The organism is Methanothermobacter crinale (assembly GCF_055397825.1).
In genome coordinates this window covers 70912-90020 of record NZ_AP042450.1, presented here as the reverse complement: position 1 = coordinate 90020, position 19109 = coordinate 70912, and the positions used below count along the sequence as shown (strand labels likewise).

At 41.5% G+C, this 19109-nt stretch carries 21 protein-coding genes; 2 read left to right on the top strand and 19 right to left on the bottom strand.

Going from position 1 to position 19109, the window contains the following annotated elements:
• Positions 1-172 precede the first annotated feature (172 nt).
• The 10 genes from glmU to ACZ5XX_RS00730 all read right to left on the bottom strand — a co-directional run bounded on the left by glmU (position 173) and on the right by ACZ5XX_RS00730 (position 9091).
• On the bottom strand, positions 173-1441 hold the full coding sequence (glmU, locus tag ACZ5XX_RS00775; RefSeq protein WP_464586093.1) for a bifunctional sugar-1-phosphate nucleotidylyltransferase/acetyltransferase: 1269 nt from the start codon (positions 1439-1441) through the stop codon (positions 173-175).
• Positions 1435-2778, bottom strand: a complete 1344-nt coding sequence (gene glmM / locus ACZ5XX_RS00770; protein WP_464584647.1) for a phosphoglucosamine mutase — start codon at positions 2776-2778, stop codon at positions 1435-1437. The genes glmU and glmM (ACZ5XX_RS00770) overlap by 7 nt, the downstream gene beginning before the upstream one ends.
• Positions 2779-2780: 2 nt before the next feature.
• Positions 2781-4010: a 2,3-bisphosphoglycerate-independent phosphoglycerate mutase gene (locus ACZ5XX_RS00765; protein ID WP_464584645.1), complete on the bottom strand. Its 1230-nt coding sequence runs from the start codon at positions 4008-4010 to the stop codon at positions 2781-2783.
• A 19-nt stretch (positions 4011-4029) separates the two neighbouring features.
• On the bottom strand, positions 4030-4722 hold the full coding sequence (locus ACZ5XX_RS00760) for a TIGR00297 family protein (RefSeq protein WP_464584643.1): 693 nt from the start codon (positions 4720-4722) through the stop codon (positions 4030-4032).
• Between the two features lie 37 nt (positions 4723-4759).
• Complete coding sequence (locus tag ACZ5XX_RS00755; protein ID WP_464584641.1) at positions 4760-5347, bottom strand: 30S ribosomal protein S3ae; 588 nt, start codon at positions 5345-5347, stop codon at positions 4760-4762.
• Positions 5348-5469: 122 nt separating this feature from the next.
• Positions 5470-5793, bottom strand: coding sequence for a NifB/NifX family molybdenum-iron cluster-binding protein (locus ACZ5XX_RS00750; RefSeq protein WP_464584639.1), 324 nt, complete (start codon positions 5791-5793; stop codon positions 5470-5472).
• A 45-nt stretch (positions 5794-5838) separates the two neighbouring features.
• Positions 5839-6402 carry a flavodoxin family protein gene (locus tag ACZ5XX_RS00745; RefSeq protein ID WP_464584637.1) on the bottom strand — a complete coding sequence of 188 codons (564 nt, stop codon included), beginning with the start codon at positions 6400-6402 and terminating at the stop codon, positions 5839-5841.
• Positions 6399-7184 (bottom strand): S-methyl-5'-thioadenosine phosphorylase, encoded by a 786-nt coding sequence (mtnP, locus tag ACZ5XX_RS00740; protein ID WP_464584635.1) that lies wholly within the window; start codon positions 7182-7184, stop codon positions 6399-6401. Before mtnP ends, ACZ5XX_RS00745 begins: the two co-directional genes overlap by 4 nt.
• Before the next feature lie 5 nt (positions 7185-7189).
• Positions 7190-8638 (bottom strand): RtcB family protein, encoded by a 1449-nt coding sequence (locus ACZ5XX_RS00735; protein ID WP_464584633.1) that lies wholly within the window; start codon positions 8636-8638, stop codon positions 7190-7192.
• 27 nt (positions 8639-8665) lie between these two features.
• On the bottom strand, positions 8666-9091 hold the full coding sequence (locus ACZ5XX_RS00730; RefSeq protein ID WP_464584631.1) for an archease: 426 nt from the start codon (positions 9089-9091) through the stop codon (positions 8666-8668).
• A gap of 91 nt (positions 9092-9182) precedes the next feature.
• On the opposite strand from ACZ5XX_RS00730, the gene ACZ5XX_RS00725 reads away from it, so the two are divergent.
• Positions 9183-9320 (top strand): hypothetical protein, encoded by a 138-nt coding sequence (locus tag ACZ5XX_RS00725; protein ID WP_464584629.1) that lies wholly within the window; start codon positions 9183-9185, stop codon positions 9318-9320.
• 3 nt (positions 9321-9323) lie between these two features.
• Here the strand turns inward: ACZ5XX_RS00725 and ACZ5XX_RS00720 are convergent, their stop codons facing one another.
• Both ACZ5XX_RS00720 and ACZ5XX_RS00715 read right to left on the bottom strand, forming a co-directional pair.
• A complete protein-coding gene (locus ACZ5XX_RS00720) occupies positions 9324-10430 on the bottom strand; it encodes an ORC1-type DNA replication protein (protein ID WP_464584627.1) in 1107 nt (368 codons plus the stop codon).
• A gap of 27 nt (positions 10431-10457) precedes the next feature.
• Positions 10458-11189, bottom strand: coding sequence for a 6-hydroxymethylpterin diphosphokinase MptE-like protein (locus ACZ5XX_RS00715; protein WP_464586091.1), 732 nt, complete (start codon positions 11187-11189; stop codon positions 10458-10460).
• Positions 11190-11325: 136 nt separating this feature from the next.
• Here ACZ5XX_RS00715 and ACZ5XX_RS00710 point away from each other — a divergent pair, with 136 nt between their 5' ends.
• Complete coding sequence (locus ACZ5XX_RS00710) at positions 11326-12480, top strand: pyridoxal-phosphate-dependent aminotransferase family protein (protein ID WP_464586089.1); 1155 nt, start codon at positions 11326-11328, stop codon at positions 12478-12480.
• 28 nt (positions 12481-12508) lie between these two features.
• On the opposite strand, the gene ACZ5XX_RS00705 is transcribed toward ACZ5XX_RS00710, so the two are convergent.
• From ACZ5XX_RS00705 to thiC, 7 genes are read right to left on the bottom strand one after another with little or no spacing between them, the layout of a single operon-like run.
• A complete protein-coding gene (locus ACZ5XX_RS00705) occupies positions 12509-12700 on the bottom strand; it encodes a hypothetical protein (RefSeq protein ID WP_464584625.1) in 192 nt (63 codons plus the stop codon).
• Positions 12666-12926: a hypothetical protein gene (locus tag ACZ5XX_RS00700; protein WP_464584623.1), complete on the bottom strand. Its 261-nt coding sequence runs from the start codon at positions 12924-12926 to the stop codon at positions 12666-12668. Before ACZ5XX_RS00700 ends, ACZ5XX_RS00705 begins: the two co-directional genes overlap by 35 nt.
• A 22-nt stretch (positions 12927-12948) precedes the next feature.
• The gene (glmM, locus tag ACZ5XX_RS00695; RefSeq protein WP_464584621.1) at positions 12949-14319 is read right to left on the bottom strand and encodes a phosphoglucosamine mutase; all 1371 of its coding nucleotides are present in this window, start codon (positions 14317-14319) and stop codon (positions 12949-12951) included.
• Positions 14316-15701 carry a hypothetical protein gene (locus tag ACZ5XX_RS00690; protein WP_464584619.1) on the bottom strand — a complete coding sequence of 462 codons (1386 nt, stop codon included), beginning with the start codon at positions 15699-15701 and terminating at the stop codon, positions 14316-14318. The genes glmM (ACZ5XX_RS00695) and ACZ5XX_RS00690 overlap by 4 nt, the downstream gene beginning before the upstream one ends.
• A gap of 11 nt (positions 15702-15712) precedes the next feature.
• On the bottom strand, positions 15713-16102 hold the full coding sequence (locus ACZ5XX_RS00685) for an OB-fold nucleic acid binding domain-containing protein (RefSeq protein ID WP_464584617.1): 390 nt from the start codon (positions 16100-16102) through the stop codon (positions 15713-15715).
• Between the two features lie 24 nt (positions 16103-16126).
• Positions 16127-17782: an ATP-dependent DNA ligase gene (locus ACZ5XX_RS00680; RefSeq protein ID WP_464586087.1), complete on the bottom strand. Its 1656-nt coding sequence runs from the start codon at positions 17780-17782 to the stop codon at positions 16127-16129.
• 26 nt (positions 17783-17808) lie between these two features.
• Positions 17809-19083 carry a phosphomethylpyrimidine synthase gene (gene thiC / locus ACZ5XX_RS00675; protein WP_464584615.1) on the bottom strand — a complete coding sequence of 425 codons (1275 nt, stop codon included), beginning with the start codon at positions 19081-19083 and terminating at the stop codon, positions 17809-17811.
• Positions 19084-19109: the final 26 nt, after the last annotated feature.

The window sequence follows — 19109 nt, the reverse complement described above, 5'->3', positions numbered from 1 at the left end:
TATGATATAATTAGTATATAGAGTTAATAAGTATTTTCCCGAGGATTTATTCCCATGATAAAAAAAGCCTGTGATGCAATGGTTAAATAAAAAAACTTTTATCTTTGTAAAAGGGTTTTGTAGAAAAATTTAAAATCCTGGCCACCCCCCCAATCCAATGTGGGGGGAGATTTTACTCTTTCTTGATTATATGTTCTTGATTTGCTATGACTAGTCTGTTCGATGATATGTCATGTGATATTATGCTCCCGGGTCCTATCCGGGATCCGACACCTACCTTGATACCTGGGTTAAAGGAGGAATTGACACCAGTTTTAACATTATCTGCGAAGATCACTCCCATTTTACGGCGGCCTGTGTCCATTTTCTCCCCTTTTATGGTCATCTTTACATGGTTATTGTCGAATCGGAGGTTTGCTATGTTTGTACCGGCGCCGAGGTTGCAGTTTTCTCCGATGACGGAATCTCCCACATAGGATAAATGATTTATGTTTGTTTTATCCATTATTATGGAGTTTTTAATTTCAACAGCGTTCCCTATACTTACATTATCTCCTATTGATGTGTTTGCTCTGATGTATGAATTGGGGCCTATGTCACAGTTTTTCCCTATGTAGACGGGGCCTATGATGTATGTTCCTGATCTTATTATGCTCTCTTCTCCTAGGATGATTGGCCCGTGGATCGTGACGTTGTCCTCTATTTCACCTTTTATATCTTTTTTCACGCCTTTGAGGAGTGTTTCATTGGCTTCTAATAATTCCCATGGTTTTCCAACGTCTATCCAGCGTCTCTTGGATATTATGCCTTTTATTGTTAAATTGTCTTTTATTTGCATTTTGATGGAATCTGTTATCTCGTATTCTCCTCGGGGTGATTTTTTCGTCTTTTCAATGTAATCGAATATTTTATGGTTGAAAAGGTATATTCCAGTATTTATCAGGTTACTTGGGGCTTTATCGGCTGGTGGTTTTTCTATGATATCCTTTATATTGTCTTCCTTTAATTTAACAACTCCAAATTGGCTTGGATCTTCGACTTCTCTGAGTACTATGGTGGTGTCGGCTTTTTTATGATGGGATAGTAGGTCTGTGATGGTGGCTGGTTCTGTGATGATGTCACCGTTGAGTACTATGAATTCATCCTCCACATGTTTTCTGGCGTATTTTATGGCGTTTGCCGTTCCTAGTTGTTCTTTTTGTGTATGGTATCTTATATTTACGTTAAATTTCTCCCCGTTATTGAAATATTCTTTAACCTTCGATTCGTGGTATCCTGTTATCATTAGGATGTCTTTGATGCCGTTTTCTCTCAGGGCTTCTATGTTGTATTGTAGTATGGGTTTGCCTGCTATTGGTAACATCGTTTTGGGCCTTGTTAGTGTGAGGGGCCTCATCCTTGTCCCTTCACCTGCAGTTAGGATGACTGCTTGCATCATAATCCCCTTATAGTTTTTTCTATGAAGGATCGGCTTATATTATGAAGTTTGCGGGCTGTTTCTTCCCTTTTGGCTTCTATTCTAACTCTTATATATGATTCTGTGCCTGATGGTCTTATTAGCACCCAACTGTTGTCTTCTAGTGATATCCTTACACCGTCTATGTTATCTATTTGGATTTTCTCTGTGAATTGCTGAGGTAGTTGTTCTTTAACTTTCTCCATAACATTATCCTTCTTTGTGTCAGGACAGGGTATCTTATCCCTTATATTGTAATATGATGGTATTTCATCGAGTAGTTTAGATAATGGACCCTTCTCGGATACTATTTCAATGAGTTTGAGGGCGGAGAATATCCCATCGGGTGATAGGGAGAATTCTGGGTGTAACCATGTGCCGGATGGTTCTCCGCCGAATGATCCTCCTTCCCTGATTAGGGCTTCTGCGACATGCACATCCCCAACTTTTGTCCTTATAACTTCTCCGTCAACTTCTTTTAGGCATTCATCGAGGCTGATGGACGCATCAACCGTGGTGATGATCTTACCACCCTTTTCCCTTGCGATGAGTGTTAAAAGTTTATCAAAGTCTGCGAACCTGCCTTTCTCGTCAACTGCAACCATCCTGTCAGCGTCGCCATCATGGGCTATCCCAAGATCCGCCCCACTGACTTTAACAACATCCATCAAATCTTTCAGGTTTTCTGGGGTTGGTTCGGGGTCCCGGCCCGGGAAAAAACCGTCTGGTTGACAATTCAATGATAAAACTTCGCATCCAACCATCCTTAGGATTGCTGGGGTTATATATGATGCTGCTCCACAGCCACAATCAACAACTACTTTAAGTCCAGCTTTCACCTTGACATGTTCTATCACATCTTCCATGTACATTTTTGTAATGTTTAAGTGTTCTGAACTTCCAAGGTTGTCCCAGTCTACTGTGATGTAATCTTTTTCTTGGATTATCCTTTCTATTTCCTTTTCTTGTGCTGGTGAGTATGCCATTCCATTATGGTTCCATACTTTTATTCCATTGTATTCTGGTGGGTTGTGTGAGGCTGTTATCATTACACCTGCCTTGGCTTTGAGTTTGGGAGTGGCATATCCTACAAGTGGTGTGGGGACCATTCCTATTTTGATGATGTCACATCCTCCTTCCATTAACCCTGCAGATAATGCGTTTTCTATGAGTTGGCTTGATGTGCGCGGATCGTATCCTACTATGACTTCGCCCTCTCCTTTGAGGTAAGTTGCGATGGCTTTCCCGACATTTAATGCTAGTGATGCTGTTAGTTTTTCTTTAAATTTTCCTCGGATGCCTGATGTTCCAAAGAGTCTCATTTTTATGCACCGAATTTTTCTGTTTTGTCCATTAAGTCGAGTAGTATGTTCATTATATCTGATCCTTTTATTCTGCAGAGTCCGCCTCTGCTTGCTTCTCTTTCATTGAACCTTTTTATGTTATCCACTCTTATACCTGGGCCATTGATTACAATGGGTACTGGGTCTCCTGTATGATCTTTTACACTTATTGGGGTGGTGTGGTCGGCTGTGAAAACAAAGTATATCTCGTCTAGTGGGAAGTCATCTAATATTTTATCAACTTTTTCTAGGAATTCTATTTTGCTTTTTAGGTCTCCGTCGTGGCCTGCTTCATCGGCGCCGTCAATGTTTACGAGTATGAAATCATATTGGCTGTTTATTGTATCAAGGATTGCATCTTTTATATTTTTGAGGTTAGTGTCTATACCTCCTGTCGTCCCTTCAACTTCTATGACGTCCATGCCTGTTAGGTTGCCTATACCCTTTATAAGTCCTGTTTCAGCTATACATGCCGCTTTTAGGCCATATTTTTCCTCGAATTTCGTTATATGGGGCACTGCCCCAGCCCCCCTAGGTAGTATGATGTTAGCAGGGTTTTCAGACCTTTTTATGCGTTCTATGTTGACTGGGTGGTCTTTAAGTAGTTGGTATGATTTTTTGACTAATCTGTTTAAGAGTTTTGCGGTTTTTTCAGCTGCTGGGGAATCTTTTAAGGGTTTCACGGTCTTGGGGGGTTTGCCCTCTCTTTTAGGGTCTGAATCGGATACCTTATCTGATAGGTTTTCACCTCTTAAAACTAGGACTGCCCTGTGGCCTGTGGATTCCTTGAAGATTATTTCAACGTCTTCGAAGCCTTTTATTTTCATGGAGTTGATTGTTTCAGCTATTTTGTCGGTTTTTTCTCTTATTCGGCCGGCGCGTCTGTCTATTATTGTCCCATTTTCGTCCTGGGTTGCGAAGTTGCATCTGAATGCTATGTCTCCTGGTTTCACTTCCACTCCAACGCCAGCGGCTTCGAATGGTCCTCTGCCAGTGTAGACTTTGTATGGGTTGTATCCTAGGATTGAAAGGTGTGCGGTGTCGCTCCCAACCCTCACACCGGGTTTTATCGGGTCCATGATACCGTTAATCCCATTTTCCGCTAATTTGTCCATGTTGGGGGTTTTAGCAACTTCTAGGGGTGTTTTTTCTCCAAGTTCTGGTATTGGACGGTCTGCCATCCCATCAATTATCATTATTAGGCTTTTCATACTTTCCCACCTGGTTATGTTAGAAATGGAGGAGGATTATCCCGGCAGCTGCTCCTGTAATTGTTGCTAGTAGATTCACCTGTTCATTGTTAATGTAATTTTTTCGTTCAAATAATGCTCCTAAGATGCTGTCCATGAAGCATCCTATGGTGCCTGCTATCACAGCTATTTTAACAGAGATTAGGGGGTTGGGGCATATTTGGAGAAAATATGCTGATAGACCGATGATACCTGAGCCGATGATGCCCGAGGCAGTTCCTAGTGGTGACACGCCACCGTCTGTTCCAGGTTTAACCTTCCTTTTTAAATCTGTTATTAATCTGGGAGTCTGCAATACCCCTATTTCGCTTGCTAGGGTGTCTGCTGTTGCTGTTGCCACGGATCCTATGAATCCCCCGAGGAACCCGTCATAGTAGCTGAAGCTAGCCATTATAAATGGTATTATGCCATTGGATATGACGTTTCGCGCGTTCCTCCTACCTTCATAAAGTTTCATAGACTTCTTATAGTTTCTCTTATATTTTGTGGCGAAAAGGCTTAGAATCAAAAAAATGAGGATTAAAACCAGCCAATTAAACCCAGCGGCTACTATTATAAGGAAACCCATTATAACCATTAGGAGGGATCCCCATAAATCTAAAGCACGCCGATTGTAGGTTAAAAATCCTATTAGTATGCATATGGGTACATAAATCCAATTAAAGTCTTTCATATGGGGGACCCCCCACATCATAAGGGGCTTTTATTCCCTAGGCTGGTTCCCCTAATACTTTGGTCTTTATTATCTCCACCCTTTTGAGGGGGTAGACCTTCTTGGCTTCATGGTATATCTCTGAGGCTATCTTCCCTGTTACAATACCTTCCACGAGCTCGTTGAAGGTTTTTTCACTTGCAAGCTCTTCCATCTTGTCCTCGATGATCTTACGCATGTATCTTTGCTGTGATGATTTGGCTCGGCGGGTTGTTATGGCAAGGGTATGTACTTTTACCTTGTAGCCATCCTTTGTCTTCACTATCTTTGGAGCGTCAACACGACTAGTACCTCTTCTTATCATGCTCCGCACGTAGTCTGTTGTAACCTCATGGCCTATGAACTTTGTAGTTGCTTTATCCCCTGTCACGTTTTCTATCTCAAATTTTAATTTGACATATTGTCTTGAAAAATCACCGGTAAGTTCCCGCATCGTGGCCTCTACTCTCCTATTGGATAATAGTTTAGGGTCACGTGCAGGCGTAACACCTACCTCTTTTTCCCCGAATAGGCTTGGGGCTGTTACAGTATACCATTTTTTTTCTTTCCATGTGTCTCTTACTCTTCTTCTTCTCACTTTAGCCATTATGATCACCCTAAAATTTGTGAATTTTTATGAAAAATTAGAATTACAGAAAGACTTGGGTCCTAATTTTTCCAAAATTATTGAAGTAGATTATTAGCCTAGAATATATTTAAATATTAAGGTTAGCTTTTCATGAACTTATAATGTCTAATATACCTCATGATAACATCCTCTATGGGTCCTTCATCGGATACGAATCGTATACCCGCCTCTTCAAGGCCGAATTTAGCCCTTAATCCAATCTGGACCGCTATCACGATATCACAGTCTTTGACAGCTTCTAATGTTTTTATCCATTGATGTTTTTCAGCAGGGTTAACATTGACTTCCCTCTCGTCAAGGATCTCTGCCTTTTCACCATCGAACTCGTAGATGATAAACTTAGATGCTTTACCGAAATGAGAGTCTACATTTTCACCATCAGATGATGCGACAGCTATCTTCAAATTTGAACAAGCCTCCAATGGGGGGGTATGCGAGTGTGAGGGGGCCTAGTATATTTTTTTGATTAACTTAGCCACGTTTTCCCCGAAATGTTCTATGGTCTCGATACCCTCTTTATCATCTTCAACCTCGCCAGCAGCCCAGGCAAAGAGGATATTCCAATAGGTTGAACCTGGGACTATCATATCATTTATGAGATAGAACATTAATATCTCTTGTATCGTGGCTGTTTGACCGCCTCTACGGGCCACCGCAATGGGTCCGCCGACCTTCCATTTTAGGAACTTGTCAGATGCTCTTGAGACCATTCCTATCCTCTGTAGTGCTGACATGACATCGCCGCGTGCTGTTCCAAAGTATACTGGGGATCCTACTATAAATCCTTCTGATTCTTTTATTTTTTGGATGATGGTGTTGAGTCCATCATCTATTGCACATTCACCTGTCTTGGCGCAGGTTAGACATGCTCTACATGATTTGATGTCCATTCCCCTTAGAGAAACTATCTCAGTTTCAAGACCTTCTTCTCTAATCCTTTCGGCGCATCTTTCCAAGGTTTTCATAGTGTTGCTTTCTTTCCTTGGACTTCCACATAATAATAAAACTTTCATTTTAGCATCTCACCTCTGAGTATTTCATCTACAGAAGCGCCTTTAAGCGCCTCATGACATTCACATGGGGATTCGTCAATCATTTCAACACTTCTACTTATAATTTCCACGATAACAGGCCTTTTATCCTCCAGGACTTTGAAGACTTCTTCTATGGTGAGTTTATCCTCTGAGATTGACGCTGCATAGTTTGATACTAGACAGAGGCTTGCATAGCACATTTCAAGTTCTCTTGCGAGCACGGCCTCGGGCAATCCTGTCATCCCAACAATTGTCCCTCCTAGGATCTTGAACATTCTTATCTCGGCCGCTGTTTCGAAACGGGGCCCCTCTGTGCACACATATACTCCACCATCCTCAACTTCTCCGGTGGATAATAATATGTCTCTGAGCTTTGGACAGTATGGTTTTGTAACATCCACGTGGACTGTTCTGTCATCGTAGAAGGTTCCTATCCTCGTTTTTGTGAAATCTAGGAAATTTTCTGGCGTGACTATTGTCCCTGGTTTGATGGATTTGTGGAGTGATCCGGCTGTGTTGGTTGCGATTATCCTAGTAACACCTAAACGTTTAAGGGCCCATATGTTTGCTCTATAATTTATTTTGTGTGGCGGGTAGTCGTGGTCTTCTGCGTGTCTGGGTATGAATGCAATTTTTTTGTCATGGAGTTTGAAAATTGATATTGTGGGGGAATCCCCATAGGGTGTTTTTATAATCTTTTTTTCCACCTCCACATTTTTGGGTGTCTTATAGATTCCTGTTCCACCTATTATCCCTATCAAGTTGGTCACCCTTTGGCGACGCCTAGTGGTATCATCTTAGCGACTAGGCGTGATATTCCTGTCCTGTGGGATGTGTTAACGACTATGTCAACGTCTTTGTAGGCTCCCGGTGCTTCTTCTGCAATAACTGGCATTGAAGTGGCCCTTACGTATATTCCCCTCTTTAACAAGTTTCTTTGGACTTTTTCTCCGCGGTATGTTCTCTTCGCACCTGCTCTGCTCATTTTACGCCCCGCTCCATGTGCTGTGGATCCGAATGTTTCTTTCATAGCGGTTTCTGTCCCGTGGAGTACATAGGATGCAGTTCCCATTGTACCTGGTATTATGACTGGTTGGCCTATCTTCCTGTACTTGGAGGGTATTTCTTTTCTCCCCGGGCCGAAGGCTCTTGTAGCCCCTTTTCTGTGAACGTAGACTTCTCTTTTCAAGCCGTTTATTGGGTGAGTTTCTTTCTTGGCTATGTTATGGGCCACATCATATAGTATTTCCATTTCCATGTCTTCGGCTGGTTTGTTGAACACTTGTTCGAAGGATTCTCTCACCCAGTGTACTATCATTTGTCGGTTGGCCCATGCATAATTTGCTGCTGCTGCCATGGCCTGGAAGTATTCTATTGCCTCTTCTGAGCCTACTGGGGCGCAGGCTAGTTGGCGATCTGGTATTCTGATGTTGTATTTTTTGTAGGCTTTGTCCATGATCTTTAGGTAGTCTGAGCAGATTTGGTGGCCGCAGCCCCTGGATCCTGTGTGGATTAGTACTGTTACTTTCCCTGCTTCTAGGCCGTAGGCTTTCGCGGCTTTCTCGTCGAAGATTTTATCTATTCTTTGGACTTCTAGGAAGTGGTTGCCTGAGCCTAGTGAGCCTAGTTGTGGTATACCCCTCTTTTTTGCTTTTTCACTTACCTTTGTTGGGTTGGCGTTTTCCATTTTACCATTTTCTTCGAGGTGTTCTAGGTCCTCTTCCCAACCATATCCGTTTTCGACAGCCCATTCGGCACCGTTTTTTAGCACGTCATCGATTTGACCTTCCTTTAGTCTTATTTTGCCTTTGCTTCCAACACCTGATGGGACGTTCCTGAATAGTGTGTCTATGAGTTCTTTTATTTTTGGTTTGACTTCTTCATGGTCTAGGTTCGTCTTTAATAGTCTGACTCCGCAGTTTATGTCAAATCCCACGCCACCGGGGCTTATGATACCGTTACTGGCGTCGAATGCTGCCACGCCACCTATACTGAATCCGTAGCCGAAGTGTATGTCTGGCAGGCCGATTGAGAATTTTTGTATGCCTGGTAGGCATGCTACATTCGCCACTTGGTCAATTGCTCCCTTCTCCAAGTCTTTTAATGCTTCTTCATCTAGGAATATTCGTCCAGGGACGCGCATGCACTCTTTATAGTCTGTGGGGACTTCCCATACCGATTCTCTAACTTTTATCACGATATCTTTCACGTTCATTTGATGCACCCCAGGAGGGTTCTCTTTTTATAAGTCTACTATCACTCTAACTTTATATTGGCCCTTTTCTTCTTGGACATCCATCAGATGATAGGTGACTGCTTTTACTTCATCGCGGATTTCATGTATACTAGGATTTATGGTATCACCTATGGCTTTTCCTTCTAGTCTATATACTCTGTTCTTTTGTATATTAACTTTGAATTTTGAGAAGAATAGGAATTCTGTATCCTTTAGGAATAGGAGTTCGTCGAGCCAGTCATGTAAGAGTGATATTTCATCTTCAGCCTCTAATTCTATCCTTTTTTCCTTTTTTGGCTGGACTTTGGCTGTGTCTGTCATTAATTCGAACATTGCCAGGGCTGCGTTTTCGAAGGCTTCTTCTATTGTTGACCCGTATGCCCAGTAGCCTGCGTCTGCCGTTACTTCGAAGTATTCGAATTTTTTCTTCATGTTCTCTCCAACCTGTTATTAGTTTTCATATGCTCTCTACCTCTTTTCTTATATTCTCCCATAAGGTGACTATCTTATGGGGTGATGGAAAATGTATAGGTTGGATAGGTCAAAGAAAAAAGGAGGAACCAGTGACCTTAATATTGAAGCTTGTCTCATAATATTCATTGTCCTTTTATTTATAATTGGGGGTGTGTATTTTTTCGCGAGCACGCCAAATTATCCATGAGGCCTATTCATCTACCTTGTTGAATCTTGGGATTATAAGTCGTGCATTACCACGCTCACCCTTACCTGTGAATGGGGTGTCAATAAGTCTTAGAAATTCAAGTTTTTCTACTATCCTATTAAATGATGAATAACTTAACCCTGTTCTTCTTTTAAATTCTTCATAGACTTGGCCTGCTGTTAAATTTTCACCCCCAGCATCTGTGATAATATTTAGGAGTTCTCTTTCATTTTTTGAAAGATTTCTTATTGTGTCTTTGAAATTTGTGCATGCTGTTTCCTTTATAGCCTCTTCGAGGTGTGACTTTTTCATCCTGGGGGATGCTTCAGCCTCTGCAAGGTTCCCGCAGACCCTTAGAAGGTTTATACCATATCTTAGGTCTCCTGTTTCAAAGGTTAGCTCTGATATCTCCTCTATTAGTTCATCGGAGATCACACCATCATAGAATCCTATCCTTGCCCTGTCCTTTAATATTTCATATATTTCATTATGACTATATGGTGGGAATATTATCTCTTGTGGGATAAATACGGAGTTAACATTTTTGTCAAGAGCATACCTAAACTCAATATCAGATAATATGGCGAATATACCAGTCCTAAGATTATCAAATGCCTCATAAGCCCTTAGAATATCATAGAATATCCTATTAGCGTTCCTGTTATGGAATAGGTGGTTAACATCATCCAATGCGACCATAAGAGCCTTGTCCTCTGTTGAGAGCTTATGCATTATGTCATGGTATATCCTAGAAAATGGGACCCCAGTCTCTGGGGGATAATAGCCAAAGATCTTATGGTATATCTGTGAAAATATGCCGAAACGTGTTGTGTGCAACTGACAGTTAATATAAGAGCATACAATCTTCTCTGAGCTAGCCTCAACCATTTCAAAGAGTTTCTTTATAGCTGTGGTTTTACCGGTTGCACAAGCCCCTAGGACAACAGCGTTAATGGGCCTCCCACCCATCAGGGCAGGTCTTATACAAACTGCAAGGGCTTCCATCTGCGAATCCCTGTACCTAAAATTTTCAGGAATATAATCAGGGTCAAAAGCGTGCAAGTTCCGGAATATTGTCTCGTCATGTAATAGGATATCATCTATTCCCATAATATGATAGTTATCCCTCAAAGTATATTAACCTTTCAATGATTTAGATTCCACGAGATTATAAATTTTAACATCCTCATTTTCTATTATCCACTCTATAAGCTTCTTGGCATATTCCAGTTTCAACCTTTTAATTTCATCCGCTTTCCTTGTCATTTCACTGATCTGGGGCCTTGAATATCTTGTAATGATATCACCAAAATCCATACCAGCCAAGATTATGAGTTTAGCGCCTAATTCAACCGCGAGAAAAACGGCTCTATCACCATCAGTGAAACCCCCAAAATTGTGTAAATCTCCTATAGGGGGTGTCTGGGTTGTTCCGAGGATGTTCCTAAGCTTTGGAAGATAAACTTTTAACCTTTCCAGGTTATTACCATGTGCATGCACCACTATGAAGGAACCGGCCTTGTTCGCCCTGATTATATCATCCATGGCACCGTCAAGGTCTGTTACAATAATATCTGGTAGTATGGACTCTTCTAGTAAGGCGCTTGTAGCCCCGTCAGCAGCCACCAAAATGAAAACCCCAAGGTCAAAATCCTCCTTCAAAAGCTTCAAATGTTCCTTAATTGATGGCCCAGCCCCAAAAATTATGAATTTGTCATTATGTGGCAGATCATCCACATCAACTTTTATATTTTCATGCTTCTTGAGAAAATCGTTAAGATATTCAGCAGCTTCCATATCAGCTATGGGATCGAATTTGAAATCTTCCAAGATTTTCTCATACCATCCAATCCATGTTTTGAGATCCATTATAATCACGTTCAAAAAAACCATACTTTATAAGTGCGGAACCTTTTTACTAAGTCATAGTCATTGGATAAGTATAAATCTTTTTAACATCCTCTTTAATAATATGAAAATAATGATGATCGGGAGGGTTTTTAACATGGATGAAACATTATTGATGATCCCGGGTCCAACCAGGGTCGCTCCTCGGGTATTAAAGGCCATGTCAGAGAATATAGTGAACCATAGAAGCGCCATATTCGGCAAATTCTTAACAGAGACAAGTGAGATGATCTCCAACATATTCCAGACCAATAATAAGTCTTATATACTTACAGGTTCAGGTACCGCGGCCATGGAAGCGGCCATAGTTAATATACTAGAGCCTGGCGATAAGATACTTAACGTGGTCGGTGGAAAATTCGGGGAAAGATTCAGTAATATTGTCGAGGCATTTGGGGGCGAATCAAAGAGGATTGAGGTTGAATGGGGGAAAGCGGTGAACCCTGATGATATTAAAGAAGCTCTTGAGGAAGATGAGAGTATAAAAGCAGTTACTGTAGTGCACAATGAAACTTCCACTGGGGTTGCCAATCCCATAAAAGAGATAGGTAAGATCCTATATGATTATGATACACTTTATATTGTTGATACTGTTTCATCACTAGGAGGGGCTGAAGTAGATGTTGATGGATACAATATAGATATTTGTGTTACTGGTTCACAGAAATGCCTGGCAGCACCCCCAGGCTTAGCTGCTATAACATTAAGTGACGACGCATGGAATGTTATTGACAATACAGATTCAAGATGCTACTATCTAGACCTCAAAAAGTATAGGAAGACCAGCAGCCTAGAACCCCCAGAGACGCCCTACACCCCAGCAGTCTCGTTAGTATACGCCTTACACGAAGCATTAAAGGTCGTGGAGGAGGAAGGTCTTAAAAACAGGATCAGGAGGCATGAGTTGGCTGCGGAGGCCACTAGGAATGCTATAAAAGCCCTGGGCCTTGAATTGTTCCCTGATGAGAGGGTTTCATCCACAACTGTTACAGCGGTTAAACTCCCAGAGGGTGTGACAGATGCTGAACTACGAGGTACCATGAGGAACAAGTATCATGTGGAACTTGCAGGTGGACAAGATCACCTGAAAGGCAAAATATTCAGGATAGGACATATGGGTAACATAACACATAGGGAACTTATAACAACGTTCTCAGCACTGGAGATGACCTTGAGAGAGCTCGGTTTCGATGTGGAGATGGGTGAAGGAGTGGCTGCAATAGCAGACACTTACCTACCCCAAAACCTCTGAAAACTTCACATTCCTTTTTTTGGCCTAGTTAGTACATTTTCATGGATTCTGCGCCTAATACTTTACCTGTTTTTGCATCTACTCGGATGTAGGCTACAATGGTTCCTGGTGGATGTTGTCCTTCACTTGTAGTTACAACTACTGGAACATAATATATTCCATTTTTTAGTGAGGGCGTTCCACTTCTAGTATTCCCAAATTCTGCGGGATTCTCTGCCATGTCGAGCCTCTTCTGCAGATATTATCTCCAGGGGAGGGGTGGTAGTTGTTTGATTATATTGGATCTTTTTTGGGGGGTGCTGATGTTTTCTGTGACGTTTTCTTGGGGGCTGTTCTCTAAGATAATAAACCATACCTGCAGTTATTGCTAAGACCAGGAGAATATATTTGGATTCCATTTTTCTTACAAGCCATGAAATTTTTATAAAATATATTAGTCCTATCATAAAAGGGTTCCTTTTCAGGATTCTAACCTTTTATTTCATCGAGTGAACTTTTAACGATGTTAATACCCCATTTTGCCATTTGAGTGGCCTTTTCTTGGCTTTTGGCTTCTGCGAAGCATCTGAATATGGATTCTGTGCCTGATGGTCTTATTATCACCCAACCATCTTCCTTGAATACTTTAACACCATCTGTGGTGTCTATTCTATCTACTCTAGGATCTTTTTCAACTTTTTCTTGGACAGCGGCCATTACTCTAGGTTTAAGTTTGTCTGGACATTCTATTTTCATCTTTTCGGAATAGTATCTTGGGAGTTCGGCCACGAGCCTGGAGATGGGTTTGCTTTCCTCGGCCATTATCTCGAGTATCTTGGCGGCTGAGAGGGCCCCGTCTCTACCATATACAAAATCTGGGAATATTAATCCGCCATTTTCTTCGCCGCCGAAGAGTCCTTTTTTCTCTTTGAGGGTTCTTGCCACGATTAGATCACCCACAGGTGTTGTTATGACTTTTCCATTGTTTTCTTTTGCGATATCATAAATGGCTGAGGTGGTTGCTACCGTGGTTACGATTAAGCCTCCCTTGTTTTCCTTTAGCATTTTCTTCTCTACTAATGCGAAGGTTTTATCGCCGAAGATGAAATCTCCCTTTTCATCTATACAAATTGTCCTGTCAGCGTCGCCATCATGGGCTATCCCAAGATCCGCCCCACTGACTTTAACAACATCCATCAAGTCTTTCAGGTTTTCTGGGGTTGGTTCGGGGTCCCGGCCTGGGAAGAAACCGTCTGGTTGACAATTCAATGATAAGACTTCGCATCCAAGTTCTCTTAGAAGGTATGGTGTTGTATATGAGGCTGCTCCTGATCCGCAGTCAACTACAACGGTAAAATTGGCCTCCCTTATGAGATCGGCATCAACCCTCCTTATAACCTCGTCTATGTATTCTCTGATAATCCTCCTATTTTTGGTTGTGGAGCCTATTTTCTCCCATGGAACTCTTTCAACTTTTTCCTCGAAGAAGATTCTCTCTATCTTTTCTTCTAGTTCTTCTTTGATTCCTATACCATGTTCATCGACGAATTTTATCCCATTGTATTCTGGGGGGTTATGGGATGCTGTGATGATAACCCCTGCATCATAGTACTTTCTAACAGCATACTGTACAGTAGGGGTTGGGAGAATCCCAAGATCCACAACGTCACATCCACTGGATAAAAGGCCTGCTATAACAGCATGTTTTATCATTGGGGTTGAGGTTCTTGTATCACCACCCACGGCAACCTTTCCATCTATGAGAGAGCCGAAGGCTGCTGAAAGCCTTGAAGCGAATTCTGGTGTTAATTTTTTATTCGCAATCCTCCTAACACCAAATGTGCCGAACAGTCTCTTCATTCTATCAACCTTTCGTAGATTTTGAAATCGTTATTCATGTATACTAATCTTGAGTATGGGGGTGGACTCATATTAGTTTTAAGGACTATATATCCTATTTTTTCCCGTATCATTTCTTCCTTTTTGAAGTTCCCGCTTATGTATTTATCTCTGTTGATGGATTTAACAGTACCTGGTGCATAACCTCCACCGGCTACTGGTTGGTCTGAAATAGATACTATTATGGGATCCAGATGATAGTCTGCAGTTACAACAACGCTTTCATGATCGCCATGATATTTGAACCATCTCGCAACTTCGACCTCGGGGGTGGAGATGGAGGGTTTCATAGAATTGGCGGTTGAATACCCATTATACAATGATAAGACCATTATTATCAATAGGAGGAGGGTATACTTCTTTTTCTCAAAATTTAAGGCTTTTATGGATAAACTTGCAAGTACTGCTACCGCGAACAAGTTGAAGTAGATTATTCTCTCTGTGATCACATTAATGCCGAATATATAGATTACGCTTATGAATGTCACGCTGATAAACCAGGAGAGTATTATGATGTCCTTTTTTTCACGATCCCATAAGATGTTGATGAAACCTATTAATGCTAGGGAGAATGGGATGGGACCTATAAGTTGTATGTAGCTTTTAAATGGTAATGTTTGGGTTGGTGGTGATCTGAATACAAAACCATATTTTATGAGGAGGGGGATTAACCAAAGACTACTTGTGATTAAACCTATTATTATAATGATCCAGTATCCTTCGAGGTTTATTTCGTCCTTGATTTTCAAGACTATAGTTGCAACTGTTATCACTGATAATATTATGAGGGCCGATAACAGATGGGTGAGGAGAACCAGTCCCCATAGGAAACCAGCCACTATGGCATATTTATCCTCGGCTTTTTCAATTGCAAGATAATAAAAATAGACAAGAATGGGTAAGAATATCACCGCCATGGATTCTGGGATTGGGACCATCATCCTATGGAATAATGGGCTCATAATGATAAACAAGCCTGTTAAAAATCCTATAATATTCCCATAAAATTTCTTTGAAACATAAGAAAACGAAAAAACCCCAAATAATGCTAAAAATGGTTGCACTAACCTCGCCGCCAAAAAAGGGCTGATATTCAAAATTTTCACAATAGATAAAAGGAGCAGATGGAAAAGTGGGGGATAAAATATTGGCCTTCCATAAGGAGCTGCAGTTAGATTATCCCAGAGAAATATACCCTCACTGTAAAGTTTCATATTATGTATATGATAGTAAATGTCCCAGCTTAATGGCCAATCATATTTTATTGTAGGTATTAAAGCTAGTGCGAATGCCAAGACAGCAGGCAGGAATACTATGAACTTTTTAAAACTTGATTCTTCCAAGATTTGACCCTTCATAATATTTTCAGGTTTTGGGGTTCTTCAAGTATGATCTCTGTTGAACCCTTGTATTCTGATACTTTCCCTGTGATTTTTATTTTTTTATATTTGAGCATTTCCATGTTCAAGTTGGATCTTTCAATCTCATTTTTCACCGATTCGAATATTACAATTGTTATTCTTCCAGTACCATCATTTAATGTGATGAATGATGCTCTGCCAGTCTTTGACTTTTTTATATCCTCCACAAAACCGGTTACTGTGATTTTTTCATCGATCATGCCCTTGTTTATCTCTTTTATTTTAACCTCTCGTGGCGTGATACTACCTGCGGAGATTATCATCCCTATAAGACCCACCAGTGCCATGAAAATGGCAATTTTAAATATCTTCTCATCCTCCACGATAAACACCATAAAAAAAGTTATTTATGCTTTGAAGAGTGATTCTATACGTTTTATGGTGTCGACGTCTTCTAGGCTGAGATCATCTCTTATCCTTTTCACCACTGGAAACCTGAGGGAGTAGCCGCTTTCATATTCGGGGCTTTTAACTATTTCACTATATGCCACTTCTAGGATTATCTCAGGTTTCACCTTGATTTTCCTCCCTTTTTCCTCTATTGTTATCTTTTTCAGTCTTTCTGTGAGTTCTTTAAGTGTTTTATCATCTAGGCCAGTTGCAGCATGCGCAACGGTCTTCAGTTCACCGGTTTCATCATCCCTTGCTGCTAGCAGATATGATCCTATAAGGTGTGCGCGTTTTCCCTTACCGTATGTTCCACCGATAACCACCAAATCCAAGGTTTCAGGTTCTGCCTTATACTTGAGCATCTTTTTACCCCGTATCCCTGGTATGTATGGTGCATTCGGATCCTTTATCATTATACCCTCATGTCCCTCTTTTATAGATTCATTGAAGAGCATTATACCATCATTGATATTCTTGGTGTTGACTTTCACCTGCCTACTTAATTCTATCTTACCTTCTATTGGCTTGATTATGGATTCTAAGATCTTGCGCCGCTCTTTGAAGGGTTCGTCTATGAGTGGCCCCCTATAATATAATATGTCGAAGAGGTAAAGTGTTAGTGGTATCCTAGTTATCATCTCTTCGATGTCGTATTTTCTCTTCACCCTCTGGAGGATGTATTGGAATGAACCTGGCTTTCCTTCAATGTTTACGATGATTTCTCCTTCCACTATAAAGTCCTCTGGGGGTAAGGCTTTTTCCACGCGTTTGATGATCTCGGGCACGGCATTGCTTATATTTTCTAGTCTACGGGTGAATACGAGGATTTCATCACCCTTTCTGTGTATTTGGACTCTCACACCATCATATTTGGTTTCGCAGAGCGCCTCCCCCAGTTCTTCTATGGCAGATTCTATGCTCTCTGCCAGTTGGGCTAACATTGGCTTCACAGGCCTTCCAGGTTCTAGTGAAAGTCTGCGGAGTCCGGCTTCTCCTTCACTCTTGGCGACCTTGGCCACCATTCCAAGATCATTGGTGAGCATATAGGCTCTTTCAACAACTTCCTTATTAATGTTGAATGCTAGTGAGATGGCGTCACTTATAATACCCTCACCAGCCCCCACCCTTAATTCTTCGAGTATTGTTCTTGTTATATATTTGGCCTCGATTGGTGAGGCTAATGATAAAATACCGAGGAGTATGTCTATCTTTTTTGATTGGGCTCCCTGGCCTGTTATAGATGCTAGTTTTCTAAGATCTTCATAGACTTTTTCGACTGTGAGGGGATGTGGTGTGAATGTTACCTGGGCTTTCCTTTTGAACAGTGCTTCGCTTGCTTTGCCAATGTCGCCTTGTTCACGGACTTGTTCTTCTATTTCATCAACACTCACACCAGTGACGATCGATATCGCCTTCATTAGAAGTTTCGGCCCGATTCCGAGTTCTTCCTCGCTCCAGGTTGGGAAAACACGACCTAGAAGGAGTAGGGTTACTGGTGGTAAAAGTTCGGGGTCTGTCTTCTTGAGGAAATCGGCTATTATATTGGTCTTTTCTAATCTTTTGGTTGTTGATTCTAGTCTGTTATAAAGTTTGGCTAGGTTTTTGTATTCCATCATCATCCCCCTTGGCATTAGGGGTTTTATTGCTTTTTGAAGAGTCTTAAGGCGCAGTATTCGCCACACATTGAGCACATGTCTTCTTCTTCAACTGGACATCGCATCCTATATTCTCTGGGTCTTTCATGGTCAAATGCTAGTTCAAATTGTTTCTCCCAGTCGAAGTCTCTCCTTGCCCTTGCCATCTTCAATTCCATGTTCCACGCCTTCGACATCCTTTTAGCGGAGTCAGCGGCTTGTGCAGCTATCTTGGATGCTATAACACCCTCTTTAACTTCTTTCACGCCGGGTATGGTTAGGTGTTCTGCTGGTGTGACATAACAGATGAAATCTGCTCCATGATAGGCTGCTATAGCCCCTCCTATGGCCGCGCTTATATGATCATAACCTGGGGCCATGTCAGTTACTATAGGACCTAGGACATAGAACGGTGCTCCTTTACAGATGGTTTTTTGAATTTTCATATTCGCGGGGATTTGGTCTATTGGGACATGTCCCGGCCCTTCTACCATGCATTGTACTTTAGATTTCCTTGCTTTTTCAACCAATTCTCCTAGTATGATTAGTTCTTGTAGTTGTGGGGTGTCTGATGCATCTGCTAAGCAGCCTGGTCTTAGTCCATCACCGAGGCTGAGTGTAACATCATATTCATGGGCTATCTCGAGGAGGTAATCATAATCTGAATAGAGGGGATTCTCTCTCTTGTTATGTTTTATCCATGTGGCGAGGAACACCCCTCCTCTGCTCACCATCCCCATAATTCTCTCTGATCTTTCTAATTTTTCTACTGTGTTGAGTGTTATGCCGGAGTGGACTGTCATGAAATCGACTCCATCCTTTGCCTGTTTTTCTATTGTATTGAAGATGTCGTCTTCGTCCATGTCGACTATTGAACCATTATTTTTTTGCGCGGCTTTTACACCAGCCTCATAGATGGGTACTGTGCCGACTGGTACGTCCACTTTTTCTAGGATGGTTTTTCTTATCTTGGCTAGTTTTGGTCCTGTGCTCAGATCCATTATGGTGTCGGCTCCGTGTTGGACTGCAACAAGCGATTTTTTAATTTCCAAGTCAGGATCCTCCAACTTGGGTGAGGAGCCGATGTTAGCGTTTATTTTCGTGGATAGGCCTTCACCGATCCCGCATGGGATTGGGTTATGGATTGGGTTTGATGGTATGACAATTCTACCCTCTGCTACTCTTTTCATGATCTTTTGGATATTATAATTTTCTGATCTGGCCACTTCCTCCATTTGTGGTGTTGTGTTGCCTTTTCTTGCTTCTTCCATTTGTGTCACTTTGGATCCCCTCATCTTTAATATAT

Coding starts and splice junctions, on each gene's coding strand:
- ACZ5XX_RS00725 (WP_464584629.1), top strand. CDS start 9,183: ATGTATAGGTTGGATAGGTCAAAGAAAAAAGGAGGAACCAGTGACCTT.
- ACZ5XX_RS00745 (WP_464584637.1), bottom strand. CDS start 6,402: ATGAAAGTTTTATTATTATGTGGAAGTCCAAGGAAAGAAAGCAACACT.
- ACZ5XX_RS00730 (WP_464584631.1), bottom strand. CDS start 9,091: ATGAAGAAAAAATTCGAATACTTCGAAGTAACGGCAGACGCAGGCTAC.
- glmM (WP_464584647.1), bottom strand. CDS start 2,778: ATGAGACTCTTTGGAACATCAGGCATCCGAGGAAAATTTAAAGAAAAA.
- ACZ5XX_RS00680 (WP_464586087.1), bottom strand. CDS start 17,782: ATGGAATACAAAAACCTAGCCAAACTTTATAACAGACTAGAATCAACA.
- ACZ5XX_RS00735 (WP_464584633.1), bottom strand. CDS start 8,638: ATGAACGTGAAAGATATCGTGATAAAAGTTAGAGAATCGGTATGGGAA.
- ACZ5XX_RS00710 (WP_464586089.1), top strand. CDS start 11,326: ATGGATGAAACATTATTGATGATCCCGGGTCCAACCAGGGTCGCTCCT.
- ACZ5XX_RS00700 (WP_464584623.1), bottom strand. CDS start 12,926: ATGATAGGACTAATATATTTTATAAAAATTTCATGGCTTGTAAGAAAA.
- ACZ5XX_RS00760 (WP_464584643.1), bottom strand. CDS start 4,722: ATGAAAGACTTTAATTGGATTTATGTACCCATATGCATACTAATAGGA.
- ACZ5XX_RS00765 (WP_464584645.1), bottom strand. CDS start 4,010: ATGAAAAGCCTAATAATGATAATTGATGGGATGGCAGACCGTCCAATA.
- ACZ5XX_RS00715 (WP_464586091.1), bottom strand. CDS start 11,189: ATGGATCTCAAAACATGGATTGGATGGTATGAGAAAATCTTGGAAGAT.
- ACZ5XX_RS00755 (WP_464584641.1), bottom strand. CDS start 5,347: ATGGCTAAAGTGAGAAGAAGAAGAGTAAGAGACACATGGAAAGAAAAA.
- ACZ5XX_RS00705 (WP_464584625.1), bottom strand. CDS start 12,700: ATGGCAGAGAATCCCGCAGAATTTGGGAATACTAGAAGTGGAACGCCC.
- glmM (WP_464584621.1), bottom strand. CDS start 14,319: ATGAAGAGACTGTTCGGCACATTTGGTGTTAGGAGGATTGCGAATAAA.
- ACZ5XX_RS00720 (WP_464584627.1), bottom strand. CDS start 10,430: ATGGGAATAGATGATATCCTATTACATGACGAGACAATATTCCGGAAC.